We start from the raw sequence: 25504 nt of genomic DNA, 5'->3' as shown, positions 1-25504 counted from the left end.
CCACCATGCACACCCGTAACCTGCTTGTCGCTTCACTCTCAATGCTCGCCACCGCCGCTGTCGCCCAGACGCAATACGCCTGGGTGGGCACCTATAATCCGAACGGTGAAGGGCTGTACCGTTTTACCATCGACCCGCAAACCGGCGCGCTGGACGATAAAACGCTGGTGAGCAAACTGCCGAACGCGGCGCAGTTGACCCTTTCGCAAGACGGTAAAACGCTGTATCTGGCAAGCGAAGTAGAGCAGGGCGTGGTGCAGGCGCTGCGCGTCGGCGATAACGGTGAGCTGAGCGAGCTGAATCAGGTGGCCTCCGGCGGCGCCGGGCCGGTGTATCTTTCGCTAACGCCAAACGGCAAGCATCTGCTGGTGGCGAACTACGTCAGCGGATCGATTGCCGTTTTGCCCGTCAACGCGGACGGCAGCCTGGGTGACGCGACGGACAGACATCAGGACCAGGGCGAACCGGGCGCGGCGAAGCCGGAAGCGGCTGTCGAAGGTAGCTTTGCCATCAGCGATCACAACGGCCCGCATGCGCACATGATCGCCGCCGATCCGAGCGGGAAGTACGTTTTTTCCACCGATCTTGGGCTGGATCGTATCTATCAGTACCGCTTTGACGATCGAACCGGAAAGCTAACGCCGAACGATCCGCCGTTTATCAGCGCCTCTTCGAAAGGTGCCGGTCCGCGCCACTTCGTCTTTACGCCGAAAGGCGATGCCCTGTGGCTGATTAACGAAGAGGCCTCTACGCTCACCCATTATGCGCTGGACAGCAACGGCAGGCTGAAAGAGGGCAAAACGGTCTCTGCCCTGCCGGACGGTTACAAAGGCACCAGTTTTGCTGCCGGGCTGGCGCTAAGCGCCGATGGTAAACAGCTGTATGTGGCGAACCGTTTGCATAACAGCATCGGGCACTTTACCGTAACAGCGGAGGGCACGCTGACGCATCAGGAGGATGTCTGGACGCGCGGCGACTACCCGCGCACCCTGACGCTCGATCAGCAGGGCCGCTGGCTGTACGTCATGAACCAGCGCAGCGACAACATTACCCGTTTCCGCGTGGCGCAGGACGGCAAGCTGAGCTTCGAGCCAGACTATACCCCGGTCGGCAGCCCATCCCAGATGGTCATTTCACCCTGAGCAGTAAGAGGACAACGACGTGAGATTTCCGAACCAACGTTTAGCGCAACTTTTCGATCTGTTGCAAAACGAGACGCTGCCGCAGGACGAGCTGGCGCAGCGGCTGTCGGTCTCCACGCGAACCGTCCGCGCAGATATCACCGCCCTGAACGCGCTGCTGGCGAGCCACGGCGCGCAGTTTATTCTGAGCCGGGGTAACGGCTACCAGCTTAAAATTGACGATGCCGAGCGCTATCAGCAGCTGCAGGCATCGCACCCGCGCGCGCTGCGTATTCCCCGAACGGGACCGGAGCGCGTGCACTATCTGGTGGTGCGTTTCCTGACGTCGGCGTTTTCACTTAAGCTTGAAGATCTGGCCGACGAGTGGTTTGTCAGCCGCGCCACCTTGCAGAGCGACATGGTGGAAGTGCGCGAGTGGTTCCAGCGCTATAACCTGACGCTGGAAACCCGCCCGCGCCACGGCATGAAGCTGTTTGGCAGCGAGATGTCGGTCCGCGCCTGCCTGACCGATCTTCTGTGGGAGCTGGCGCAGCAGGACAGCCTTAACCCGCTGGTGACGGAGGTCGCGCTCAACGCCGGGGTACCGGAGCAGATGGTGGTCGTGCTTCACGACGCGCTCACCCGCCATCACATTCGTCTGACCGACGAAGGCGAACTGTTCCTGCGCCTGTACTGCGCGGTGTCGGTGCGGCGCATCAGCGAGGGGTATCCGCTGCCGGAATTCCACGCGGAAGACGTGGAAGAGAACGTGCGCGAGGCGGCGAAGGATATCGCGGTGGCCATTCAGGAGCTGGCGGGCAAGGCGCTTGCGCCATCGGAAGAGAGCTGGCTGTGCGTCCACATCGCGGCGCGGCAGATTCAGGAGATTGCCCCCAGCGCGATTAACGCCGACGACGACGAAGCGCTGGTCAACTATATCCTGCGCTACATCAACACCCACTATAACTACAACCTGCTCAGCGACGCGCAGCTGCACGCCGATCTGCTCACGCACATCAAAACCATGATCACCCGCGTGCGCTATCAAATCATGATCCCCAATCCGCTGCTGGACAACATCAAGCAGCACTATCCGATGGCGTGGGATATGACTCTCGCGGCGGTGTCGAGCTGGGGGAAATACACCCCGTATGCGATCAGCGAGAACGAGATTGGTTTTCTGGTGCTGCACATCGGCGTGGGGCTGGAGCGCCACTACAACATCGGCTACCAGCGCCAGCCGCGCGTGCTGCTGGTGTGCGACGCCGGTAATGCGATGGTGCGCATGATCGAGGCGGTGCTCCAGCGCAAATACCCGCAGATCGAGGTGACGCGCACGCTCACTCTGCGCGAGTACGAGCTTGCGGATGCCATCGGTGAAGACTTTGTCATCTCCACCGCCCGCGTGAGTGAAAAATCTAAACCGGTGGTGACGATCGCCCCGTTCCCGACCGATTATCAGTTAGAACAGATCGGCAAGCTGGTGCTGGTGGACCGCACCCGCCCGTGGATGCTGGAGAAATACTTCGACGCGGCCCATTTTCGCATTCTCGACAAGCCTGTTGACCAGCAAACGCTGTTCCGCGAGCTGTGTGACCAGCTTGAACGCGAAGGCTTTGTTGGCGCGGAGTTTCTGGATTCGGTCGTTGAGCGTGAAGCTATCGTCAGCACCATGCTCGGCGACGGCATCGCGCTGCCGCACTCCCTCGGCCTGCTGGCACAGAAAACGGTGGTCTATACGGTGCTGGCTCCGCAGGGTATTCAGTGGGGGGATGAAACGGCGCACGTCATCTTCCTGCTCGCCATCAGCAAAAGCGAGTACGAAGAGGCGATGGCGATTTACGACATCTTCGTCACTTTCCTGCGAGAACGCGCGATGACGCGCCTGTGCCAGTGCGAGGATTTTGCGGCGTTTAAGGCTGAGGCGATGGAGAGTTTGAGCCGGTTTTGAGAGGCGTTATCCAGAATTCGATGTAATGCGAATGTAATGCTAAACTGCATTACACATTCGATTTTACTGGAGGCATAATGGCCACGCTTAACGTCCGTCTGGATGACAAACTCAAAAATGAGGCGTATGCCGTGCTGGAAAAACTCAATATTACCCCAACGGAAGCCGTGCGGTTACTGTTTCAGTACGTTGCGGAAACAGGGCGTATGCCGGTGAAAACTGTCACCATCAGTGACAGTGAAGATGAACTGATACAGACAGTCCGGGAGCGACTGGCGAATCCACAAAAGGGAATTAAGGTTAGTCTGGATGATTTATGAACTGGAGTTCGACCCGAGGGCTTTAAAGGAGTGGCATAAGCTGGGCGATACGGTGAAATGCCAGTTTAAAAAGAAACTTGCTGACGTCTTAGTGAACCCCAGAATTGAATCGGCCCGCCTGCACGGCCTGCCGGATTGCTACAAAATAAAACTCAGATCTCTGGGTTATCGTTTGGTTTATCAGGTTCAGGATAACGTAGTTACGGTATTTGTTATCGCTATCGGAAAGAGAGAGAAATCAGCCGTTTATCATGAAGCAAATAAACGGCTTTAGCGTTTAACGCAAATGATGCACCACCTGGTTGCTGCTGCCGCGCCAGATCAGGGCCGGGTCTTTCAAATCCTGCACGAACTTGCCGTCCACCAGCACGTTAATCAAATCCACGACTTCCCTCTGAGCTGCATTCAGCTCATCCAGCTTATATCCCGTCCAGACCCAGATATCTTTTCCCGCGCACTCGCGGCGAATGCGTTTCACCAGCTTCAGGATCTCCGGCACGTTTTGCGGATGGAGCGGATCGCCGCCGGAGAGCGAAATCCCCTGGCGTTTGATGCGCGTGTCGTTCAGGTCGTCGATGATGCGGTCTTCCATTTCAGCGGTAAACGGCATACCCGAGTTCAGGCGCCAGGTGCTTTTGTTGTAGCAGCCGGGGCACTCGTGAACGCAACCTGAAACGAACAGGGTGCAGCGGGTGCCGGGGCCGTTGACAATATCGACGGGGTAGTACTGATGGTAGTTCATAGCGGTTAACCAAGCCGGGTACAGTGTGAGTGCGGATTGTAGGCCCGGTAAGCGTAGCGCCACCGGGCATAAATGTGGCAGTGGCTCAACCGATCTGCCCATTCCCCAGATGTTTCACCCGGCGCTTCACCTCTTCCTGCTTGCCGGCGTTAAACGGACGGGCATCCGGGCTGCCGAGATAGCCGCACACGCGACGGGTCACGGAGACACGGGCTGCATCGTGGTTGCCGCATTTCGGGCAGGTAAAGCCTTTGCTCGTACACTCGAACTCACCGGTAAAGCCACACTCGTAGCACTCGTCGATTGGCGTATTGGTCCCGTAATACGGCACGTGCTGATAGCTATAATCCCACACGTCTTCCAGCGCCTTCAGGTTGTGCTGGATGTTCGGGTACTCGCCGTAGCAGATGAACCCGCCGCTGGCGATGGGCGGATAGGCCGCTTCGAAGTCGATCTTGTCGTACGGGTTTACCTTTTTCTCCACGTCGAGGTGGAAGCTGTTGGTGTAGTACCCTTTGTCGGTCACGCCTTCCACAATCCCGAACTCGGCGGTGTCCAGACGGCAGAAGCGGTCACACAGGTTCTCGCTCGGCGTACTGTAGAGGCTAAACCCGTAGCCAGTTTCCTCTTTCCACTGGTCAACCGCGTCGCGCAGGCGCTGGACAATCGCAATGCCTTTTTCGCGCAGGGCCACGCTGTCGTACATATGCGCGTCGCCAGACAGGGCGTTGATGGTTTCGTGGATGCCGATATAGCCCAGCGAAATCGACGCGCGGCCGTTTTTGAAGATCTCGGACACGTCATCGTCCGCCTTCAGGCGCACGCCGCAGGCCCCTTCCATATAGAGGATGGGCGCCACGCGGGCTTTCACCCCTTCAAGGCGTGCGATACGGGTCATCAGCGCCTTACGCGCCAGCTGCAGGCGTTCATCCAGCAGTTTCCAGAATTCAGCTTCATTGCCTTTGGCCTCCAGCGCGATGCGCGGCAGGTTCAGGCTGATGACGCCCAGGTTGTTACGCCCGTCGTGGATCTGCTCGCCGTTTTCATCCTCGTACACCCCGAGGAAGCTGCGGCAGCCCATAGGCGTTTTAAACGAACCGGTGACTTTTACCACCTGGTCGTAGTTCAGGATGTCCGGGTACATGCGCTTGCTCGCGCACTCCAGCGCCAGCTGTTTGATGTCGTAGTTCGGATCGCCAAACTTGTGGTTCAGGCCGTCGCGGATGGCGAACACCAGTTTCGGGAACACCGCGGTTTTGCGGTTCTTGCCGAGGCCGGAAATACGGTTGCGCAGAATGGACTGCTGGATCAGGCGTGATTCCCAGCTGGTGCCCAGGCCAAAACCGAAGGTTACAAACGGCGTCTGTCCGTTGGCGGTGTGCAGCGTGTTCACTTCATATTCCAGCGACTGGAACGCGTCGTAGCACTCTTTTTCGGTACGGGAGTGCGCATAGCCGTCCGCGTCCGGGATCTGCCACTCTTCGGCAGTTTTCCGATGCTTGTTGAAGCTCGCCGTCACGAACGGGGCCAGCACTTCGTCAATGCGGTTAATGGTGGTCCCGCCATAAATGTGGCTCGCCACCTGAGCGATGATCTGCGCCGTTACCGCTGTCGCCGTGGAGATCGACTTAGGCGGTTCAATCTCGGCGTTACCCATTTTAAAGCCCTGGGTCAGCATGCCTTTAAGGTCGATCAGCATGCAGTTGAACATCGGGAAGAACGGCGAGTAATCGAGGTCGTGATAGTGGATCTCGCCGCGCTCGTGTGCCGAGACCACGTCGCGCGGCAGCAGATGCTGGCGGGCATAGTGTTTGGCGACGATACCGGCCAGCAGATCGCGCTGGGTCGGGATCACTTTGCTGTCTTTGTTGGCGTTTTCATTGAGCAGGGCAGAGTTGGTCTGCTCCACCAGGCCACGGATCTCCTGGTTCAGACGCCCGCGCTTCTCGCGCTGCACGTCGCGATCGTGACGGTACTCAATGTAGGCGCGCGCCAGCTGCTTGTAGGGCCCCGCCATCAGCTGGTTCTCAACCGCGGTCTGGATCTCGTTGATATCGACCTGGCTGCGTTCGTTCATCTGGCTGCTAACGACTTCTGCGACGGTGGCGCAGTAATCTGCGTCATCGACTCCCGCTGCTTTAGCTGCACGCAGAATGGCTTCCTGGATGCGCTCTGATTTAAACGGCACTTTACAGCCATCACGTTTCATCACATGCGGTGTCATGATCACTCCATTTTTAAAAACAGGTTATCCACAGAGGTGGAGAAGTATTCACCGGGCGTATTTCCCGCCGGGGCAAAGACTTCCCGCGTTCCCAGCTCGTGTTATCCACAATTCCGGCCAGCGTAAGCGCCGTCTTGTTGTTGGAATAGTAGACGATAAATACAAGATGTTGGGTCGGCGTGCATTTTAAGTGCTACATATAGTGATTTGCATCAAACATGTTTGCGATTTATTTGATGCAGAACAAAGTAAAAAGACGAGAGTACAAACGGCGGGCGCTTCAGCGATTGTAAATACGGGAAGGAAAAATCTGATTAATTATTCAACAAAAACAAGCGCTCAGCACGATGGGTGCCGAGCGCTGTTCGCTTAACTCCCCCCGCAGAGCCAGCTCAATCCAGCCTGCAGAAAGGCTGCGGTCGCGATGCTGCCCAGGATGAGCGGGATGAGAAAGGTATTCTCGGAAGCTTCATTCTCGTTCGTCGGCTCTTCCGTATTCAGTGCCGACAATGCCTCTTCGCGGGTGCGTGCCGCCAGAAGCTGTTCTCGCACCCGGTCTTCCATCAATAAACGGGTCAGCGTCGTCAGCAGCTGCATGTGCGTACTGCCTGCTTCCGCTGGCGGAATAGCGAGCAGGAAGACCATTCTCACCTCTTCATCACCTTCCAGCCCCGGCCAACGTATCGGGTCGTCAAAGAGCGCCAGACAAAACGCCGCCTGCTGCACCGCCTGGGATTTTCCGTGTGGAACGGCGAGCGCCTCACCCAGCGCGGTAGGGCCTTCACTTTCGCGTTGTAAAACGCTCTGGATAAACGCCGCTTCATCGCTGATGATTTTTTGCCTGGCGAGCGGTTCGGTCATCCAGCGGATCAGTGCTTCAGGCGTACGGTGTGGCGGATTGATAAAAACCCGATCGGGGTTCGTCAGTGCAAGCAAGTTCATATTAAGCCTCAATCAAAAAATCGCATGTCGCGGAAGGGGGGATCGCCGCTACCGGCTGCACGGGGGCTTCCAGATAGTTGATCTGACGAAGCCCCGCCAGACTAGCCGGGATGGGAACCGGCTGCGTACCGGCGTTAAACACGCGGACGACCGTGCCGTGGGACTGCTGTGCATGGGGCAAGGCAGAGAGAATAAGCGGCTCCGGCAGGTTCAATAATGAGAATTCTGCCGGAAGCCTGTGGTCGGGCAGACGCAACGCAAAGCGCTCAAGGCGGTGATCGAGCGTGTGTAACGATTGCCGTTGGTAGGTGAAAGGCTGTCCCGCAGCCTGGTTTTCCAGCTGGCGAAGCGTGAGATGATCGGCGCTGTCGGCCAGCGCGACGGTAAATGAAAAGTGCAGCGGTTTCAGTAACTGGGCGTCGGGGGTCTCAACCACCGTATTATTAATGCCGGACGCCCGGCCCGGTCGCCAGTCGAGATCGTTGCGCCCGAGCACGCCCGTCGCTTTAAATAACGACAGGGCAATCGTCGCGGGTTCGCTGCCGATAATCTGAAATTCCTTCATACCGCGACTATTCACCACCAGCGCTTTGCCCGCTTCCGCGACAGCAATAATGCCTTCGGTGGTTTCGATATCCACGGGCATCTCGCGATAGCGCTCCTGCCAGTTTCCACTCTCACACCCCGTATCGCGCTGGATTATCGCGAAGGGCTGGGAGGCGATAGCGTGACGGGTGCGAATATCGCTGCCGATCAGTAAACGTAGCCGGTGATCGCAGTGGCTGTTTTCCAGCGAAGCCTCGACGTACAGGTTCGGATCGTCTTCGCGTAATGTGCACTCCAGACGAATGGATAACGGCGTTCGGGCAGTATCCTGGCGTCCGGCGAGATCTGGCGGAAGAAACAGGGTGGCTTCAACGATCAGCTTTTCGACAAGCGGCGTTTTCAGGCAGCCGACGAGCGTGAAATGGTCGCATCGCGTCGGCGTATCGCCCGCAAGCGGTGAGAAATCGTAGCTGTCGCCGGCATCCGCACAGTCTTCAAGGGTAAAGAACGAGGGGATGCATCTGCCGCTGCGTTTGTCGTGCAGGGTTAGCGTTCCGTCGTCCAGCGTTAATCGATACTGTGCATTCTCTATCTCGCTGCCCGTTGTCTGTTCAGGCTGCCGGAAAGGCGCCGGGTCATCTTCAACGTTAACGCTGAGATAGCCGACCGGCGGCAGAACCGGTGTTTTCACAGCAACGTGCCAGCGGTAATAAGGGGGAAGGGGTGTTTCACACTCGCCTTCGGCGTTAAGGGAGATCGCCGTTCCGCCGGGCAACACGTCTCTTTCCAGGACGTCGAAGGGGATGGCCTGCCCCTGATACATCAGGGCGATATTTTCAGCGCGGCTATAGAGAGTGGTTTTCACCACGCGCTGCGTTTGCGTGGCCAGCGGGTTAAAAATCAGCAGATCGCCTTCCCGAGCGCAGGCGGCGGCCAGGGTTTTCACCACCAGGTTCCACAGGCTATGGCACAGCTGTTCGGTTTGCTCCAGTCGATGCAAAATATCGCGGTTGGTGGCATCGCTGTTACAGCCGCCGATGGAGTCATGAGCATGGCTTCGCAACAGCTTCTTCCAGAGCGTATCGACCACCGAGAGGTTGACCGGCAGCCCCTGGTGACGCGCCATGGCGATTGTCGGCTCCAGCTGCCGCAGGATGAACTGCTCAACTGCATCATTTTTCTTTTTAATGTCGTAGCGCACGGAGCCGATCGTTTTATGGATGCGGGTGTAGCGCGGCGATTTCAGCTCTCCTTCCCAGAATTCAAACTGCTCACGCTGCGCGCGCAGAATGTCGACGTAGCGCTCCAGCGAACTGATGACGTACCGGTCCTCATCCGGGGAGCGTGCGCTGGCGACCTGCAGGATTTTCGGCAGCGCCGGGTCGATGCTGACCTGATCGCCACCGCAGGGCAGCAGCAGGTCATTTATTCCGGCCCGCGAGCGCAGGAGATTGACCATCGGATAGATTTTTCCCTGCAAATGGCTCGCGTCTGAAGAGATGTTTTTAGCCGCGCCATAACCGAGCGCCATCGCGCAGGCGATAACGGTCGCCCCTGACGGCGCGCGCCAGAGGAACTGGCTGCTTTTCGCCTGTCTGTCGTGATCGATACCGCGCCAGAAGACGATGTTGTCGATATTGCAGCCCTGCAAAATCGTGGGCATCTGCGCATTGTGGCCGAAGGTATCCGGAAGATACCCAACCTGCATGGCGTGCCCCAGCTTACGGGCAGAGAAGATGCCGTATTTGAGGTTGCGGATAATGGATTCGCCATGCACGTTGTAGGTGTCCGTCTGGGTATACCACGGCCCCACAAAAATCCTTTTCTCTCTGACCAGCGTCTCCAGCCTGGTGCGATACTCGGGATTGATGGCGAGAAAGTCCTCTACCACCGCCATCTGTCCGTCAAGGTGATAGCAGCTGTAAGCCGGGTCCTGCTCCAGCGTGTCGATGACGTCCGCAAAGTTATATGACGCCAGCACCATGCTGTCCTGACGGGTGAAATACCACTCCTGATCCCAGTGCGTATGGGCAATGACGTGGATCTGATTCATGACCTTCCCCTTAGCTGGCGTTCTTTGGGCTGACGTAAAGCACGCCCAGGGCGCAAATCAGTGCGCCAATAAAGACGCTCGCCAGGTAGCCCGCCACGTTGGTTGCCAGCGGCCAGCCCCAGATGGCCGGCAGCGGCAGCGTCTGCTTCACGCCGAGTGCAATGGCGACCAGCGCGCCGGCGACGGCACCGGTCATAAACACCGGGATCAGACGTGGGTTTTTCAGGATGAACGGGATCGCGCCTTCGGAGATCCCAATCACGCCCAGCAGCAACGAGGTACTCCCGACGGTTTTCTCTTCCCGGCTGAAGACATCCGGTAGTCCAAAGCGGCCATTGAGGAACGCGGCAAAGCCGACGCCAATGGAGGGGATCACGATGGAGAGTTCGCGGGCGGTGAGATCAAACGTTTCGCTCATGCCATTCAGGCCGAGCGCGACTGAGCCTGCCGCCTTGTTGACCGGGCCGCCCAGGTCGAACGCGGTGCCTGCGGCGATCATCGCGGAATAGAATCCGCGCCCGGTGTCACCTGCCGAGGTAAAAAAGACCACCATCAGCTGGTTAAGCGAGCCAAAAATCGGGTTAATCAAATATTCCATGACCATCACCAGCGTAATGCCGGTGATGAGCGGGACGACCAGCATGGTCTTGATGGTGGTGAGCTGTTGGCGGACGTGAATGGAATCATTCAGCCAGCGCACCAGATAGCCCACAAAAAAGCCAATGCCGATCGCGCCGAAAAAGCCGGACGGCATAAAGCCTTCGATATCAAAGAAGCGCTTGTAGACCTCGTCTGACATGATGCCGCCGATAAGTCCGGGGATCAGCGCCGGTTTGCCGGCAATGGAAAACGCCAGATACATGGCGAAAACCGGATACATGAACTTAATGGTCATAAAGCCCACTTTATCCAGCACGCTGAACGGCGAATGGTCGATGTTAATAAACTGGCCGGTAATTTTAGCCGTTGCCATCATCAGCCCGCCCATGACCACCACCGGCAGCATATAGCTGATGGCCGCCATGATATGGCCGATAAAAATCTGGTAAGCCGAAGGCTGGAGTTCGTCTTCATGTACGACAGTTGTGACGTTTTTTTCCATGGCAAGCGCCTGACGCAGATAGCGATCGATATGCTTGATCAGCTCTTGCGTGCGGGTCTGAAGGTGGGGAATGTTTTCAAAGCGCTCGGCATCCTGAATGGGGACGTCGGTTGCCAGAATAATGGCCGTGGCGGAGGCGATATCCTGCTTCGTTAAGCGGTTTTTAACGCCGTCGCTGCCCTGCGTTTCGACCTTAACCTCAATATTGTGCTCTTTAGCCCATGCAATAATTTTATTCGCCGCCATAAAGGTATGTGCAATGCCCGTTGGGCAGGCCGTTACCGCGACAACTTTCTGTTTCGTCATTGTCATAATTCCCTGGATGTGAAAACAGGGAAAGTATAAAGAGAACCTAAAACAGTTTTTAACGTTTGCTAATACTAATTACGTATCGCGATACGCGTAAATGCAATGTGTGAAGCGCCTTCCAGAGACTATTTCTCTGTTGTGTTAATATCATGCCGGGATTAAACAGGGTGTAATATATGAATTCATTCCAGGGAAGTGAACGCTTGATATTTGAATACATTCAGCATCACGCGTGTAATATTTCTAATATTTCGGCAAAAGAGATTGCCCGTGATACCTTTACAACGACAACATCCGTTAATCGTGTGTGTAAAAAAATGGGGTATAAAAGCTATACCGAGCTTCGGTATCGTTTTTTACGCGATCATTTTACCCCGGCGCCTGCAGTGCCCGACGCGGGTCCGCAGGCGGACGACATTGTGGCGGAGGTGTCCAGGCTGCTCATCCATTCCAGCCATATCTATCTGTACGCACGCGGCGCCTCGCTTACCAGCCTCAACTACCTGTCGCGCTTTTTATCGCTGGCGAGCCTGCCGCATCTTATTTTGAATGACATGCACCAACTGACACGGGTATCGAAGGGGACGCTGGTGCTGATCAGCAAATCCGGGGAGACACAGTCGCTGATAGAAATGGCGCGAAACGCGCTGCGCAAGGGCTTAAAGATTATTGCAATTACCCGTCAGGGGGCGACGCTGGCGTCGATCTCAACGCTATGCTGGCCGTTATCGATCGACATTAACGCGGTATCGCTGTATCAGCGGGAGGGACAGCTTGAACTGTTAAGCGCCGTGGACCGTATCGGCTGCAGGCTGCTGCAGCACGATACGGTGTAGTCAGGCCGTCAGAGCTGCTTCACTATCCCCAGACGTACGGCATAATCATTTTCATGGTTGCCGTCATTGTTGATATAGGTTTTATCCAGTGACACCAGCTCGACGTAAGGCGTCCAGCCATCGTCGAGCTGGTAGTTGAACGCAACGGTATGCTCCCAGTAGGTATCATCCCCGGTTCCCTGATCGACATTATCCTGCCAGCGGAAGCGCGGGTTGTAGGACATACCGAATTTGCCAATGTTGTACGCGAACCAAATGTCGAACTGGTGTGACTGACGGCGGGTATAGCCGCTGCCGTCGAGTTCTTTGTCGCTGTGCGCGTCATTGATGGTGTTATAACGGTAACGGGCAGAGAGGTTCAGACCGTTATCAAACGCTTTCCAGCCCTGAATGAAGGGGCGATAGTGGGTATTACTGGGGGTGAAAACCGTCACCATGCCAGGCGCAACGGCAAAGCCATTGCCCAGATTGAAGCGCCAGCGCGTTTCAATCTCCTGTGCCGCCTCCGTTAATCCTTTGTCATCGGGATTATTTCGGTCGGTATCACCAAAAAAGGTGTCGTTATGGTTTTGTGCGGCTTCAACGGAGAAGTAAAAACCGTTATCCGCCTGATGCATAACCTTAATACGAGAATCATTTACGTCAGAGCGCGTATTATGGCCAAAGCGAAGGTCGACGGACGTATTTCCGCACCATCCTTGTGTGCTCAATAATAATGCGCTAATACACGTTACTTTAATAATTGTCTTTTTCATCATGTCCTGCCGAGGTTATTTAATTGGCAGGACTATTTTTATTTTCGGTACGCCGTGATGTAAAAGTTATCGTCGTACATTTAGCGTATCGCTAAACATAAAAAAGGAGATACAGCATGCTGTATCTCCTGACGTTTATTCCTGCACCCACCAGATGGCTTCAAACGGGCGCAGTTGCAGCGTATCGGGACGAGAGGGGACGTCCTCATAGTTGCTGAGTGCGACCTGCCATGCGCCCTGGACCGGGTCCGGCTGCCACTGCTGGCGCTCTCGGCTCAGGTTTGCCACCACCATCAGCGTCTGGCCCTGCCACTGGCGGCGATAGCACCACAGGGAAGGGTGTTCCGGCAGCAGATCGTCGTAATCCCCCCACGTCAGCACCGGGAGGGTTTTGCGCAGACGAATCAGCGACTGATAGGTGTAGAACACTGAATCCGGGTCGTCCAGCGCCGTACGGGCATTCACGGTTTCATAGTTATCGCAGACCCCAATCCACGGCTCGCCCTCGGTAAAGCCCGCATTGTGCGACGAGTCCCACTGCATTGGGGTTCGGCCGTTATCGCGGGATTTACTCGCCAGAATCGCCAGTAATTCATCCGGCTCACGGCCATTGGCCCGCAATTCGGCGAACATGTTCAGGCTTTCCACGTCGCGGTAGTCGGTGATGCGGCTGAAGTGCGGGTTGGTCATGCCCAGCTCTTCACCCTGGTAGATATACGGCGTGCCCTGCATGCCGTGCAGCACCATACCGAGCATCTTTGCAGCGTGAACGCGGTGTTCCCCTTCGTCGCCAAAGCGCGACACGATGCGCGGCTGGTCGTGGTTACACCAGAACAGCGCGTTCCAGGCTTTGTTGTGCATCCCCTGCTGCCAGTGGCGGAAAAGGGTTTTCAGCGCCACGAAGTCTGGCTTTGCCTTCGTCCACTTTTCGCCGCCGGGGTAGTCCACCTTCAGGTGGTGGAAGTTAAAGGTCATCGACAGCTCGCGCCCGTCAAGCGACGCGTACTGCTGGCAGTTCTCCAGCGAGGTTGACGACATCTCGCCCACCGTCATCAGGTTGCGCGGGGTGAAGACGTCGCGGCTCATCTCCTGGAGATATTCGTGGATGCGCGGGCCGTCAGTGTAGAAGCGGCGACCGTCGCCAATGGTGTCGTCCGGGAAATCCTGATCTTTAGAGATGAGGTTAATCACGTCCAGACGCAAGCCGTCCACGCCGCGATCGGCCCAGAACTCGCATACCTTTTTCAGCTCGGCGCGCACCGCCGGGTTTTCCCAGTTGAGATCTGCCTGCTCGGGCGCGAAAAGGTGAAGATAATACTGCTCGCTCTCGGCGTGCCAGCGCCAGGCGTTGCCGCCAAACTTGGAGCGCCAGTTGTTGGGGAGCTGCTCCGGCGTGCCGTCGCGCCAGATGTAGAACTGGCGGTACGGGCTCTCTTTGTTCAGCGACTCGCGGAACCAGGCGTGCTGCGTGGAGGTATGGTTAAACACCATATCCAGCACGATGCGAATGCCGCGTTCGTGCGCTTCGGCAACCAGCTCGTCAAAGTCATCCAGCGTGCCAAAGGACGGGTCGATGGCGGTGTAATTCGCCACGTCGTAGCCGTTATCCACCTGCGGGGAAATATAAAACGGCGTCAGCCAGATGGCGTCGATGCCGAGGGTTTTCAGGTAATCCAGCCGCTGCGTCACGCCGCGCAGATCGCCGGTGCCGCTGCCGGTGGTGTCCTGAAAACTCTTTGGGTAAATCTGGTAGATGACGCCGTTCTGCCACCAGTGAGGAAGGGTATTCATAGTGCGTTCCTGCAAATGCGAAGGGGCGCAACTGCGCCCCGAAAGATGAAGTTAAACAATCTGCAGCGTGCCCTGACGGAACTTACGCTGGTAAACCACGGTGGTGAGCGCCATGGGGACGATAATCGCCACCGCCATTGCCAGGGCAAACACCTGCCAGAAAGTAGGCTGGATGGAGAGGATCCCCGGCAGGCCGCCGACGCCAATCCCGTTCGCCATCACGCCGTTCAGGCCGCACAGCAGGCCCGCCAGGCCAGAGCCGATCATCGCGCAGAGCATCGGGAAGCGGTACTTCAGGTTGATGCCGTACATCGCCGGTTCGGTGACGCCGAGATAGGCGGAGATGGCCGCCGGAACGGAGATCTCACGCTCGTTGTGCTTACGGCTAACGATAATGATGCCGGTCACCGCAGAGGCCTGTGCGATGTTAGAGAGGGCGATAATCGGCCAGACCGGGGTACCGCCGAGGCTCTGAATCATCTGCATATCGATGGCCAGCGTGGTCTGGTGCACGCCGGTGATCACCAGCGGGGCATACAGGAAGCCAAACAGCGCGGCACCGATTGGCGCGAAGCTGCCGGTCATCAGATGACGCACCGCGAAGGCCACGCCGTCGCCGATCATGCGGCCAAACGGACCGATAAAAGCGTGCGCCAGGAAGACGGCCAGGATCAGCGAGCAGACCGGCACCACCACCAGGTAGAGGTAATCCGGCACGATGCGCTTCAGACGCGTCTCAATAAAGCCCAGCGCCAGACCCGCCAGCAGGGCCGGAATGACCTGCGCCTGATAGCCCACCTTGGCGATGGTAAACAGGCCGAAGTTCCATACCTCAGGCACCTGCTGACCAAGTAAGTAAGCGTTCATTAACTGCGGAGAGACCAGCGTGACGCCCAGTACGATACCGAGAATTGGCGTACCGCCCATCTTGCGCACGGCGGACCAGCAGATCCCGACCGGCAGATAGAAGAAAATCGCTTCGCCAATCAGCCACAGGAAGTCATAGATGCTTTGCAGCGCCGGGTACATCTGCGCCAGGGTTTTACCGTCGCTCATTGGCACATCGCCGATGACGTTACGGAAGCCCAAAATTAAGCCCCCGCTGATCAGCGCCGGCAGCAGCGGGAAGAAGATTTCTGCAAAGTGGGAAATCAGCTGCTCGTGCCACTTCATATTCTGGCGCGCCGCCTTCTTCGCCTGCTCTTTATCGGCAGAAGAGTGTCCGGTGGTCGCCAGCAGAGCCTGATAGTAATCGCCCACTTCGGTACCAATCACCACCTGGAACTGTCCGGCGTTGGTGAAGCAGCCTTTCACCATGGAAAGCTCTTCAATCGCCTTCGGGTTGGCCTTGGCCGGATCGTTCAGCACGAAGCGCAGGCGGGTAATGCAATGGCTGACGGTGGCGATGTTTTCGCGGCCGCCGACCAGGACGATCAGCCGATCGATATCTGCTTGTTTGACTTTACTCATCATGAAACCTCATGACAGATGTTGAGGGGGGGAATGACCTGAGCGCAAGCCTACTCCTTCAGCGTGACGGCGAAAATGGGAACGTTCCCGAAATCGGGCGAAGATCACAATAAACGATTCAGGGGGGTTATGAGAGACGGGCAGGAATAACGATCTGGCGCGGCTCGCTCCGCCCGTTGATCTGCTCGATCAGCTGTGCGGCGGCCTGTCTGCCGGACTCGGCGTAGCCCGGATCGACGGTGATAATTTCAGGGTGCAGGAACTTCATCAGCGGCGTGCTGCCGACGCTCGCCACCTGCAGGTTATCAATGCGCTGCTCCTGCAGATACTTGCTGGCACCCAGCGCAAGGGTGTCCGTGGCGCACACCAGCGCGGTGGTCTGCGGCGTCAGGACGCTGGCGACCTGCTCGTAGCCCTGCTTCATGCCCAGCCCCGGCAGGGAGGCCACGGCAGGGAGATTGTGCTTTTTGCAAAAGGCCAGATAGGCTTCGTGGCGGCGCTTGCCGGTGGTAACGTCCGCGTGCGGCACGCCCAGATAGCTGATGTGGCGGTGCCCTTCTTCGTACAGGCGCTGCATCAGGGTGATAATCGCCCCCTCATCGTCATAACAGACGGAGGCAAAACCGTGGGCATCGCGCGCCAGCAGCACCAGAGACGGCTGCCAGTGTTTCAGCATCTCCTCGTCAATGCCGGTAAAACCAAACAGCACCACGCCGTCAATGTTACGGCGCTGGAGCATGCCGAGATGTTCTTCCACCAGCTGTGGCGAGAACTGGCTCTCCATCATGATCGGATCATAGCCCTGCTCGTAGAAGGCAGGCAGCATGGTTTGAACGGCGAGGTTTTCGGAGAGGGAATCCAGACGCGAAACGATGATCGCAACCACTTTATCGCTCTGCCCGCGCATGGCGCGCGCGGAGCGGGAAGGGGAAAAACCGTGCTGATTCATGACCGCCTCAACGCGCTCGCGGGTGCGTTCGCTGACGCCGCTTTCGTTGTTCAGCACGCGTGAGACGGTTGATTTCCCCACGCCGCTTAAACGCGCGATGTCTTTAATCGTAAGGCGGTTCTGCATGCTGTATTCCCTGTAACAACGACAAAATGGTCAATTGAGCCTAATGCTATAGCGCGATTTCGCTATGGGCAAAGTCTGGTTTACGTACTGTTTATTTGCAGGCGCGTATAATACCGCCCGAATCGTCACAAAGGGTACGCTTAAATCTTTATACTGCGCGGCGACACCCTGTTTTTTTACTTACCGGAGGCTTTATGGATCCCGATCCCGCACCTCTCCTGAACGGGAGAATTTGTTCTTTCCGGTAAGCCAGCTTTTGCTGTCTCACCGGTAATGTGAGGCAGCAACGTCCCAAACGTTCCTGCTTGAATAATTGAGTGCCTGACAGGTACGGCTTTGCCACGCCTGAAGGGAATGCTGCGTCCGCCTGGCGGATGCGGAGGAATGTCTATGTTTAAAAATATCACCCGGCAGCTGCAGGCGCTGCTGAGCCGCCATCTGCCACACCGTCTTGTTCAGCGCGATCCGCTGCCCAATGCCAAAAACATGGCGGGAGCGGCGATCCCGGCGTCCCTGACCGAACGCTGCCTGAACGTGGCGGCGATGGATGAAAACGAAGTCTGGCGCGCCTTTGGCGGCCATCCGGAAGGGCTGAACGCGTCTGAAGTGGAAAAAATCCGCGCCGTGCACGGCGATAACCAGATCCCGGCGCAGAAGCCCTCTCCGTGGTGGGTGCACCTGTGGCTCTGCTACCGCAACCCGTTCAACCTGCTGCTGACCGTGCTCGGCATCATCTCTTACGCGACGGAAGATCTCTTTGCCGCGGGCGTGATTGCCCTGATGGTGGGTATCTCCACGCTGCTGAACTTCATTCAGGAAGCCCGCTCCACCAAAGCGGCGGACGCCCTGAAGGCGATGGTCAGCAACACCGCGACCGTCTCGCGCGTGATTAACGACCTCGGCGAAAACGCCTGGGTTGAGCTGCCCATTGACCAGCTGGTGCCGGGCGATCTGGTGAAGCTGGCGGCGGGAGACATGATCCCGGCGGATTTACGCATCATCCAGGCGCGGGATCTGTTCGTGGCGCAGGCCTCCCTGACCGGGGAGTCCCTGCCCGTTGAGAAGGTATCGCGCAGCCGCGACCCGCAGCAGATGAACCCGCTCGAGTGCGACACCCTGTGCTTTATGGGCACCACGGTGGTCAGCGGCACGGCGCAGGCAATTGTCACCGCCACCGGCGGCAATACCTGGTTTGGACAGCTTGCCGGGCGCGTCAGCGAGCAGGAGAGCGAGCCGAACGCCTTCCAGAAAGGCATTGGTCGCGTCAGCATGCTGCTGATCCGCTTTATGATGGTCATGACGCCGATTGTCCTGCTGATCAACGGCTACACCAAAGGCGACTGGTGGGAGGCGGCGCTGTTTGCGCTCTCCGTGGCCGTCGGCCTGACGCCGGAAATGCTGCCGATGATCGTTACCTCCACGCTGGCGCGCGGGGCGGTCAAACTCTCTAAACAAAAGGTGATCGTCAAACACCTCGACGCCATTCAGAACTTTGGCGCGATGGACATTCTCTGCACCGATAAAACCGGCACCCTGACGCAGGATAAAATCGTGCTGGAGAACCACACCGACATCGCCGGTAAAACCAGCGAGCGCGTGCTCCACAGCGCGTGGCTGAACAGCCACTACCAGACCGGGCTGAAAAACCTGCTCGACGTGGCGGTGCTGGAAGGCGTGGACGAGGAGGCCGCCCGTACGCTCTCCGGCCGCTGGCAGAAGGTGGACGAAATCCCGTTCGACTTCGAGCGCCGCCGCATGTCGGTGGTGGTGAGCGAGCAGCCGGACGTGCACCAGCTGATCTGCAAAGGCGCGCTGCAGGAGATCCTGAACGTCTCCACGCAGGTGCGCCACAACGGGGAGATCGTGCCGCTGGACGACACCATGCTGCGCCGCATCAAGCGCGTCACCGACAACCTGAACCGTCAGGGGCTGCGCGTGGTGGCGGTGGCGAGCAAATTCCTGCCCGCGCGGGAGGGGGACTATCAGCGTATCGACGAATCCGATTTGATCCTCGAGGGTTACATCGCATTCCTCGATCCGCCGAAAGAGACCACCGCACCGGCGCTGAAGGCGCTGAAGGCGAGCGGCATCACCGTCAAAATTCTCACTGGTGACAGCGAGCTGGTGGCGGCCAAAGTGTGCCACGAAGTGGGGCTGGACGCGGGCGACGTGGTGGTGGGGAGCGACATTGAGCACCTCACCGACGACGAACTGGCGCAGCTTGCCCAGCGCACGACGCTGTTTGCCCGCCTGACGCCGATGCACAAAGAGCGCATTGTGACGCTGCTGCGTCGTGAAGGGCACGTGGTGGGCTTTATGGGCGACGGCATCAACGATGCGCCCGCGCTGCGTGCGGCGGACATTGGCATCTCCGTGGACGGCGCCGTGGATATCGCCCGTGAAGCGGCGGATATCATCCTGCTAGAAAAGAGCCTGATGGTGCTGGAGGAGGGCGTCATCGAAGGGCGTCGCACCTTCGCCAACATGCTCAAGTACATCAAAATGACCGCCAGCTCCAACTTCGGTAACGTCTTCAGCGTGCTGGTGGCGAGCGCGTTTCTGCCGTTCCTGCCGATGCTGCCGCTGCACCTGCTGATCCAGAACCTGATGTACGATGTCTCTCAGGTAGCGATCCCGTTTGATAACGTTGACGACGAGCAGATCCAGAAGCCGCAGCGCTGGAACCCCGCCGATCTGGGCCGCTTCATGCTGTTCTTTGGGCCGATCAGCTCCATCTTCGACATTCTGACCTTCTGCCTGATGTGGTTTGTGTTCCACGCCAACACCCCGGAACACCAGACGCTGTTCCAGTCCGGCTGGTTCGTGGTAGGTCTGCTGTCCCAGACGCTGATTGTGCATATGATCCGCACGCGCCGCATTCCGTTCATCCAGAGCCGTGCCGCGTGGCCGCTGATTGTAATGACGGGCATTGTGATGGCGCTGGGTATCGCGCTGCCGTTCTCGCCTCTTGCAGGTTACCTGCAGCTGCAGGCGCTGCCGCTGAGCTACTTCCCATGGCTGGTGGCGATCCTCGCGGGCTATATGGTGCTGACGCAGATGGTGAAAGGATTCTATGCGCGTCGATATGGGTGGCAGTAAGCTCATTTTGCCATAATCCAAACGTAGGCCGGGTAAGGCGAAGCCGCCACCCGGCATCTGGCTTTCCTCCCAAATTCAACAACCTGTGATCTCCGTCGGCGCATTCGCTTGACGACAATTTGTACGCATGTTAACAGAATGTTTTGCCTGTATTTGGCCCGTCAGATAAGGAACATTCATGTTACGGTACAGTCTCTTAACCGCCGGGCTTATGCTCGGCGCCTCCGCTTTTGCCGCGCCGGCAGGCGACCTTCCCCTGATGCCCTGGCCTGTGAAGGTTGAACGCCCGACGACGCAGGGCGCGCTGGTGCTTAACAATCAACTCTCCGTGAGCGTCAGCGGCGACGATCTGGGGGACGCGGTCAACCGCCTGCGCCAGCGCATTGCGCTGCAAACCGGCTGGACGCTACAGCCACAGGCCGAAAAAACTGACAAGCCGACCATCCGTATCGCCATCGCTAAAAAGGTGAAGCCGCAGCCGCTGCCGGACAGCGATGAGAGCTACAAACTCATTGTGGATGCCAACGGCGTGAACATCTCCGCTAACACCCGCTTTGGCGCATTGCGCGCAATGGAAACCTTGCTCCAGCTGATGCAGAACGGTGCCGAAAACACTTCGATTCCGTGGGTTACCATCGAAGATTCGCCGCGCTTCCCGTGGCGCGGGCTGCTGCTCGATTCGGCGCGCCATTTCATCCCGTTACCCGATATCAAGCGTCAGATCGACGGCATGGCTGCGGCCAAGCTCAACGTCCTGCACTGGCATCTGACCGACGATCAGGGCTGGCGCTTTACCTCGAAGCGTTATCCAAAATTAACCCAGCTTGCCAGCGACGGGCTGTTCTACACCCCTGAGCAGATGCGCGAGATTGTGCGTTACGCTGCCGAACGCGGCATACGCGTGGTGCCGGAAATCGATATGCCGGGCCACGCCTCAGCGATTGCCGTCGCCTATCCAGAACTGATGAGCGCGCCGGGGCCGTACGCTATGGAGCGCCACTGGGGCGTACTAAAGCCTGTGCTGGATCCCACCAAAGAGGCGACTTACACCTTTGCCGACGCGATGGTCAGCGAACTGGCGGCGATCTTCCCCGATCCGTATCTGCATATCGGCGGCGATGAGGTGGACGACAGCCAGTGGAAGGCAAACGCGGCGATCCAGAGATTTATGCGCGACAACAAACTGGCGGACAGCCACGCGCTGCAGGCGTATTTCAACCGCAAGCTGGAGACGATCCTTGAGAAGCACCACCGGCAGATGGTCGGCTGGGATGAGATCTACCATCCCGATCTGCCGAAAAGCATTCTGATCCAGTCCTGGCAGGGACAGGACGCGCTGGGGCAGGTGGCGCAGAACGGCTATAAGGGCATTCTCTCAACCGGCTTCTACCTCGACCAGCCCCAGTCCACCGCCTATCACTACCGCAACGAAATCGTGCCGCAGGGGCTGAATGGCGTGGACGTGATAGCGGACACCGACAGCGTCCAGAGCTGGGCTTTCTCCATGCCGCGCCTGAAGGGCAAGCCGGTGGAAGGCAGCTTTACGCTGGTGAAAGGCGACGCCGGCTGGCGCGGTTTTATTGATTTTGCCGGGAAATCGCGTCGGGCGGTGAATAACATTCAGTGGCGCGACGACAACCAGGTGACCTTTACCGTCGACACCTGGATGGGTGAAACGCGCCCGGTGGTCAACGTTGATAACGACAAACTCACCGGCTATTTCCTGGTGGGAAACACCCGCTACCCGATTAGCGGCGCGCGTCTGGACGACGTGCCGAAAGGTACCCCTCCGGTCGTGCCGGACGTGGCGAATCAGGCCAACCTGCTCGGCGGCGAAGCCGCGCTGTGGGCGGAAAACGTGGTCGCGCCGGTGCTGGACATCCGCCTGTGGCCGCGCGCCTTTGCGGTGGCGGAGCGGCTGTGGTCCGCGCAGGACGTCAACGACGTCGATAACATGTATACCCGCCTGCAGGCGATGGACAGCTGGTCGACGGTGTCCGTCGGGCTGCAGCAGCATACCCAGCAGCAGGTGCAGTTCACGCGCCTCGCTAACAGTGCCGACACCCTGCCGCTGCAAATCCTCGCTCAGGCGCTCGAGCCGGCCCAGTATTACACCCGCCAGCACCTGAAGTTCCAGGCCGGAAACTACCATCAGTTTGAGCCGCTTAACAGACTTGCAGATGCGTTGAACGCCGAAAGCGCCACCGTGCGTCAGATGCACAAGTGGGCGGACCGCCTGGTGAGCGACGCGGAAGACACGGAGAGCGCCGAGGCGCTGCGCCACGTCTTTAACCGCTGGCAGAACAACACCAGCGACGTGCTGGCCTTGAGCGAAAACAGCTATCAGCTGAAGGCCATTAAGCCGGTCATTCTGGAGGTGGATAAGCTGGCCTCGATTGGCCTGAGGCTGACGGATCTGGTGGCGCGTCAGGGGACGCTGGACGACAAAGAGATCGCGTCGATCCAGAGCGAGCTGGACAGCGCGGCGAAGGTGCAGGATGAGGTGGTGATTGCGGCGGTCTATCCGCTGGAGACGCTGCTACGCGCCACGCGAAATCAGTAACACACATGCCCGGTGGCGCTGCGCTTACCGGGCCTACGTGGTGTAGGCCCGGCAAACGAAGTGCCGCCGGGCATAAAGGCCACTCAGTTCTTCAGAACCCACGCCTCTTTCCAGTGTGCGCCAACGCCTGGCTCATACTGGTTTGCGGTTGGGCTGTACTGCACGCAGAAGCCGCTGTACGGGAAAGGCTTACATTCGTAGGTCTTACCGTCTTTAGGCTGAAGCACCACGGTACCTGCCTTGTACGACGCGATATTGTCCGGGAAGGTAAAGTCGTGGTGGCCGGTGCTATCCGCAGCGGCATCGCCTTCCAGCATCAGGTTCAGGACGTCCTGCGCGAACAGGGTGCCGTCTTTATTGGTCGCGTAGTATTTCAGCATGTGGTGGCCGGCGGTCACGTCGGTCAGGGTCATGGTGATGTCCTGATTGCTGTTGTTCATGTCCTGCTTCAGGTAGCCTTTTTCCGCACCGTGGTGGTTCATCACGTGTGCTTCAAAATTCACGTCACCCTGCGTATTCACGTGGAAGGTCACGGTCGCGTTGCCATGTTCGATTTTGCTGTATTGCAGATCGGTAACGGCGATGGTTTCGCTCACCTGCGCTTTCTGCTCTTCATAAGAGATAGCAACGGACTGCAGCGTGCTGCCGTCTTTCACGAATACGCTGTTGGCGCCGTGAACCGGGCTGATGTCACCGGCTTCATCCTTCACACCGACGCGCACGTCGTGCTGCGCGGTGTTGATCTTCTGCGCCAGATCGTAGGACCACTGGTTAGCGTCGCCTTGTTCAGCAGAGCCGATGGTCATCTCGGTGCGCATGGCGGTCACTTCGCCGTGGGCGTCGAAGAAGCGTGCGATAACTTTATCGCCCACGTTCAGGTTATTACCGGCAATCTGGCCGCTCAGGGTTTTGCTCCACTCGGACACAACCGCAGGCGTTTCGTCCGGGGTAACGTTGCCGCCATTCCCGAAATCAACGTCGATAGCCTGATAGAAGCTGTTTGTGGTATCTGCAATTTCCCATACGCCGTAAATTACCTGATAGCCTGTGCGTTCAGGAACATTACAGGTCATGGATTTAGTTACGGCTGGCGCCTGGCTATTTCCGTTAATTGTACAGAACGGGGTTAATTCAAACTGATCGCGAGTTAGCGGCTTATTTGGGTCCCAGTTTTGTTTGGTAATGTAATAACGCCAGTTGGTGGTTTTGTGCGGCGCAGTATGGTGCCAGACAAATTCATGCGGGCCCGCGGTCATCGGGTTTTTAGTCCACGCATTCAGGCTCTGCTTATCCAGCTGTGAATATTGAGAGATACCCGCGCTGGCGAGGTGTCCGTCTGCTGGCTCTGCCCCGGTCGGGAAGCCGGAGGTTTTCTCTACGCTCTGCGGTTCATACTGCACGGAGCCGCAATCAATATTTTGACCCAGCTTACACATATAGGCGCGGCTGGCAGGAGATTCAATATATCCGTGAGCAAATGCCGAAGATGCAACGGTCACTGTTGCGAGGGCAAGTGCAATTTTTGAAAGTTTCATTACTCATCCATTATTAGAGAATATTACTAGGCGAGGGAGAGTCTAATAATGGATCTGGCTCTGTGTCATTTTACCCGGAGAGTAAAAATAACCGAAATAAAAAAGGCAGCCCGAGCTGCCTTCTGTTTATTGAAATGTATTAACGACGTACGGCGATCGCTTCAATTTCAATTTTCACGTCTTTTGGCAGACGCGCCACTTCCACGCAGGAGCGCGCCGGGAAGGTGGCGTTGTGCTCGGTGAAGAACGCTTCATACGTAGCGTTAACGGTGGCGAAGTCGTTCAGATCTTTCACGAACACCGTCGTTTTGACGATATCACCCACTTTCAGGCCCGCAGATTCAACGATAGCCTGCACGTTTTCCAGCGACTGACGCGCCTGAGCCGCCACGTCGGCCGGTACTTCACCGGTTTTCGGGTTTACCGGGATCTGGCCTGAGGTGATGATCATGCTGCCCAGATCAACGCCCTGAACGTACGGGCCGATAGCCGCTGGTGCATTTTCCGTCGCGAGTACTTTGCTCATTTTTTCTCCAGAATTACAGCGTTAAGAATGTTCCCGGCCATTATAACAGCCGGGATTTCATTACCAACCTCAATTAGTTGGCCAGCACCACATAATGGGAAAACTCTTTTTCGCAGTATTTGCATTTGAGTGCGATGTCATTGGCGCGCTTTTTCACTGCAAAGCTGGAGGAAACCGGCTCGGCGTGGCTGATGCAGTTGCTGTTCGGGCAGACCAGCACGCTTTCGATGCGCTCCGGCAGGCTCGGGCGGGATTTGCCCACCACGTCGTAATCGTCGATGCGGTTAACCGTGGCGTCCGGCGCGTACAGCGACAGCTGGTTGACCTGCTCGTCGGTCAGGAAGGTGTTCTCGATCTTGATCAGATCTTTACGGCCCATTTCGCCGGACGGCAGGTTCAGCCCGATGGTGATGCGCTGGTCGGTTTCGGTCAGTTTGAACAGCGTCAGCAGCTTAAAGCCCACCTGCGCAGGGATGTGGTCAATCACGGTGCCACGCTTGATGGCTTCAACCTGGAGTTTGTTATCGTGTGTCATGGTCGTCTC

19 protein-coding genes are annotated in these 25504 nt (G+C 57.7%); 7 read left to right on the top strand and 12 right to left on the bottom strand.

Going from position 1 to position 25504, the window contains the following annotated elements:
* Window positions 1-5: 5 nt before the first annotated feature.
* The 4 genes from IM265_RS06965 (at window position 6) to IM265_RS06950 (ending at window position 3666) form a co-directional block, all read left to right on the top strand.
* Window positions 6-1142, top strand: a complete 1137-nt coding sequence (locus IM265_RS06965; protein WP_150144662.1) for a lactonase family protein — start codon at window positions 6-8, stop codon at window positions 1140-1142.
* A 19-nt stretch (window positions 1143-1161) separates the two neighbouring features.
* Entirely contained in the window at window positions 1162-3072 is a 1911-nt protein-coding gene (locus IM265_RS06960; protein ID WP_045631250.1) for a transcription antiterminator, read from the top strand.
* A 77-nt stretch (window positions 3073-3149) separates the two neighbouring features.
* On the top strand, window positions 3150-3392 hold the full coding sequence (locus IM265_RS06955; protein ID WP_023331889.1) for a type II toxin-antitoxin system RelB/DinJ family antitoxin: 243 nt from the start codon (window positions 3150-3152) through the stop codon (window positions 3390-3392).
* Entirely contained in the window at window positions 3382-3666 is a 285-nt protein-coding gene (locus IM265_RS06950) for a type II toxin-antitoxin system RelE/ParE family toxin (protein WP_041911453.1), read from the top strand. The genes IM265_RS06955 and IM265_RS06950 overlap by 11 nt, the downstream gene beginning before the upstream one ends.
* 3 nt (window positions 3667-3669) lie before the next feature.
* Here IM265_RS06950 and nrdG read toward each other — a convergent pair whose 3' ends face one another.
* The 5 genes from nrdG to IM265_RS06925 all read right to left on the bottom strand — a co-directional run bounded on the left by nrdG (window position 3670) and on the right by IM265_RS06925 (window position 11307).
* Window positions 3670-4134: an anaerobic ribonucleoside-triphosphate reductase-activating protein gene (gene nrdG / locus IM265_RS06945; protein WP_193030104.1), complete on the bottom strand. Its 465-nt coding sequence runs from the start codon at window positions 4132-4134 to the stop codon at window positions 3670-3672.
* A gap of 85 nt (window positions 4135-4219) precedes the next feature.
* Window positions 4220-6358, bottom strand: a complete 2139-nt coding sequence (gene nrdD / locus IM265_RS06940; protein ID WP_193030107.1) for an anaerobic ribonucleoside-triphosphate reductase — start codon at window positions 6356-6358, stop codon at window positions 4220-4222.
* Window positions 6359-6727: 369 nt separating this feature from the next.
* On the bottom strand, window positions 6728-7300 hold the full coding sequence (locus tag IM265_RS06935; protein WP_193030109.1) for a fructose PTS transporter subunit IIA: 573 nt from the start codon (window positions 7298-7300) through the stop codon (window positions 6728-6730).
* Between the two features lies 1 nt (window position 7301).
* Entirely contained in the window at window positions 7302-9899 is a 2598-nt protein-coding gene (locus IM265_RS06930; protein ID WP_193030111.1) for a glycoside hydrolase family 38 C-terminal domain-containing protein, read from the bottom strand.
* A 10-nt stretch (window positions 9900-9909) separates the two neighbouring features.
* Entirely contained in the window at window positions 9910-11307 is a 1398-nt protein-coding gene (locus IM265_RS06925; protein WP_193030113.1) for a PTS fructose transporter subunit IIC, read from the bottom strand.
* A 179-nt stretch (window positions 11308-11486) separates the two neighbouring features.
* Between IM265_RS06925 and IM265_RS06920 the strand changes: the two genes are divergently transcribed.
* Window positions 11487-12146 (top strand): MurR/RpiR family transcriptional regulator, encoded by a 660-nt coding sequence (locus IM265_RS06920; protein WP_041911449.1) that lies wholly within the window; start codon window positions 11487-11489, stop codon window positions 12144-12146.
* 8 nt (window positions 12147-12154) lie between these two features.
* Here the strand turns inward: IM265_RS06920 and IM265_RS06915 are convergent, their stop codons facing one another.
* The 4 genes from IM265_RS06915 to treR form a co-directional block, all read right to left on the bottom strand.
* Window positions 12155-12901 carry an oligogalacturonate-specific porin KdgM family protein gene (locus tag IM265_RS06915; RefSeq protein ID WP_028015309.1) on the bottom strand — a complete coding sequence of 249 codons (747 nt, stop codon included), beginning with the start codon at window positions 12899-12901 and terminating at the stop codon, window positions 12155-12157.
* A 135-nt stretch (window positions 12902-13036) separates the two neighbouring features.
* Window positions 13037-14692, bottom strand: coding sequence for an alpha,alpha-phosphotrehalase (gene treC, locus IM265_RS06910; protein WP_088204679.1), 1656 nt, complete (start codon window positions 14690-14692; stop codon window positions 13037-13039).
* A 51-nt stretch (window positions 14693-14743) separates the two neighbouring features.
* Window positions 14744-16162, bottom strand: coding sequence for a PTS trehalose transporter subunit IIBC (gene treB, locus IM265_RS06905; protein WP_045259643.1), 1419 nt, complete (start codon window positions 16160-16162; stop codon window positions 14744-14746).
* A 127-nt stretch (window positions 16163-16289) separates the two neighbouring features.
* Window positions 16290-17237 carry a trehalose operon repressor TreR gene (gene treR, locus IM265_RS06900; RefSeq protein WP_028015312.1) on the bottom strand — a complete coding sequence of 316 codons (948 nt, stop codon included), beginning with the start codon at window positions 17235-17237 and terminating at the stop codon, window positions 16290-16292.
* Between the two features lie 390 nt (window positions 17238-17627).
* On the opposite strand from treR, the gene mgtA reads away from it, so the two are divergent.
* Entirely contained in the window at window positions 17628-20336 is a 2709-nt protein-coding gene (gene mgtA, locus IM265_RS06895; RefSeq protein ID WP_045259608.1) for a magnesium-translocating P-type ATPase, read from the top strand.
* Window positions 20337-20514: 178 nt separating this feature from the next.
* Window positions 20515-22899: a beta-N-acetylhexosaminidase gene (locus IM265_RS06890; protein WP_193030115.1), complete on the top strand. Its 2385-nt coding sequence runs from the start codon at window positions 20515-20517 to the stop codon at window positions 22897-22899.
* A gap of 83 nt (window positions 22900-22982) precedes the next feature.
* Here IM265_RS06890 and gbpA read toward each other — a convergent pair whose 3' ends face one another.
* The 3 genes from gbpA to pyrI all read right to left on the bottom strand — a co-directional run bounded on the left by gbpA (window position 22983) and on the right by pyrI (window position 25495).
* Window positions 22983-24434 carry an N-acetylglucosamine-binding protein GbpA gene (gbpA, locus tag IM265_RS06885; protein ID WP_126326230.1) on the bottom strand — a complete coding sequence of 484 codons (1452 nt, stop codon included), beginning with the start codon at window positions 24432-24434 and terminating at the stop codon, window positions 22983-22985.
* A 139-nt stretch (window positions 24435-24573) separates the two neighbouring features.
* Window positions 24574-24960: a 2-iminobutanoate/2-iminopropanoate deaminase gene (ridA, locus tag IM265_RS06880; protein ID WP_003863373.1), complete on the bottom strand. Its 387-nt coding sequence runs from the start codon at window positions 24958-24960 to the stop codon at window positions 24574-24576.
* Between the two features lie 73 nt (window positions 24961-25033).
* On the bottom strand, window positions 25034-25495 hold the full coding sequence (pyrI, locus tag IM265_RS06875; RefSeq protein WP_010427352.1) for an aspartate carbamoyltransferase regulatory subunit: 462 nt from the start codon (window positions 25493-25495) through the stop codon (window positions 25034-25036).
* Window positions 25496-25504: the final 9 nt, after the last annotated feature.

Source organism: Enterobacter cloacae complex sp. P17RS, from assembly GCF_014895885.1.
GTDB classification, from domain to species: Bacteria; Pseudomonadota; Gammaproteobacteria; order Enterobacterales; family Enterobacteriaceae; genus Enterobacter; species Enterobacter bugandensis.
The sequence above is the reverse complement of the archived record's forward strand: the minus strand, read 5'-3'. Positions and strand labels throughout refer to the sequence as shown.

What these genes read in the sequence shown, in the direction of transcription:
- IM265_RS06965 (WP_150144662.1), top strand. Translation starts at nt 6, where the DNA reads ATGCACACCCGTAACCTGCTTGTCGCTTCACTCTCAATGCTCGCCACC.
- IM265_RS06955 (WP_023331889.1), top strand. Translation starts at nt 3,150, where the DNA reads ATGGCCACGCTTAACGTCCGTCTGGATGACAAACTCAAAAATGAGGCG.
- IM265_RS06950 (WP_041911453.1), top strand. Translation starts at nt 3,382, where the DNA reads ATGATTTATGAACTGGAGTTCGACCCGAGGGCTTTAAAGGAGTGGCAT.
- nrdG (WP_193030104.1), bottom strand. Translation starts at nt 4,134, where the DNA reads ATGAACTACCATCAGTACTACCCCGTCGATATTGTCAACGGCCCCGGC.
- nrdD (WP_193030107.1), bottom strand. Translation starts at nt 6,358, where the DNA reads ATGACACCGCATGTGATGAAACGTGATGGCTGTAAAGTGCCGTTTAAA.
- IM265_RS06935 (WP_193030109.1), bottom strand. Translation starts at nt 7,300, where the DNA reads ATGAACTTGCTTGCACTGACGAACCCCGATCGGGTTTTTATCAATCCG.
- IM265_RS06930 (WP_193030111.1), bottom strand. Translation starts at nt 9,899, where the DNA reads ATGAATCAGATCCACGTCATTGCCCATACGCACTGGGATCAGGAGTGG.
- IM265_RS06925 (WP_193030113.1), bottom strand. Translation starts at nt 11,307, where the DNA reads ATGACGAAACAGAAAGTTGTCGCGGTAACGGCCTGCCCAACGGGCATT.
- IM265_RS06920 (WP_041911449.1), top strand. Translation starts at nt 11,487, where the DNA reads ATGAATTCATTCCAGGGAAGTGAACGCTTGATATTTGAATACATTCAG.
- IM265_RS06915 (WP_028015309.1), bottom strand. Translation starts at nt 12,901, where the DNA reads ATGAAAAAGACAATTATTAAAGTAACGTGTATTAGCGCATTATTATTG.
- treC (WP_088204679.1), bottom strand. Translation starts at nt 14,692, where the DNA reads ATGAATACCCTTCCTCACTGGTGGCAGAACGGCGTCATCTACCAGATT.
- treB (WP_045259643.1), bottom strand. Translation starts at nt 16,162, where the DNA reads ATGAGTAAAGTCAAACAAGCAGATATCGATCGGCTGATCGTCCTGGTC.
- treR (WP_028015312.1), bottom strand. Translation starts at nt 17,237, where the DNA reads ATGCAGAACCGCCTTACGATTAAAGACATCGCGCGTTTAAGCGGCGTG.
- mgtA (WP_045259608.1), top strand. Translation starts at nt 17,628, where the DNA reads ATGTTTAAAAATATCACCCGGCAGCTGCAGGCGCTGCTGAGCCGCCAT.
- IM265_RS06890 (WP_193030115.1), top strand. Translation starts at nt 20,515, where the DNA reads ATGTTACGGTACAGTCTCTTAACCGCCGGGCTTATGCTCGGCGCCTCC.
- gbpA (WP_126326230.1), bottom strand. Translation starts at nt 24,434, where the DNA reads ATGAAACTTTCAAAAATTGCACTTGCCCTCGCAACAGTGACCGTTGCA.
- ridA (WP_003863373.1), bottom strand. Translation starts at nt 24,960, where the DNA reads ATGAGCAAAGTACTCGCGACGGAAAATGCACCAGCGGCTATCGGCCCG.
- pyrI (WP_010427352.1), bottom strand. Translation starts at nt 25,495, where the DNA reads ATGACACACGATAACAAACTCCAGGTTGAAGCCATCAAGCGTGGCACC.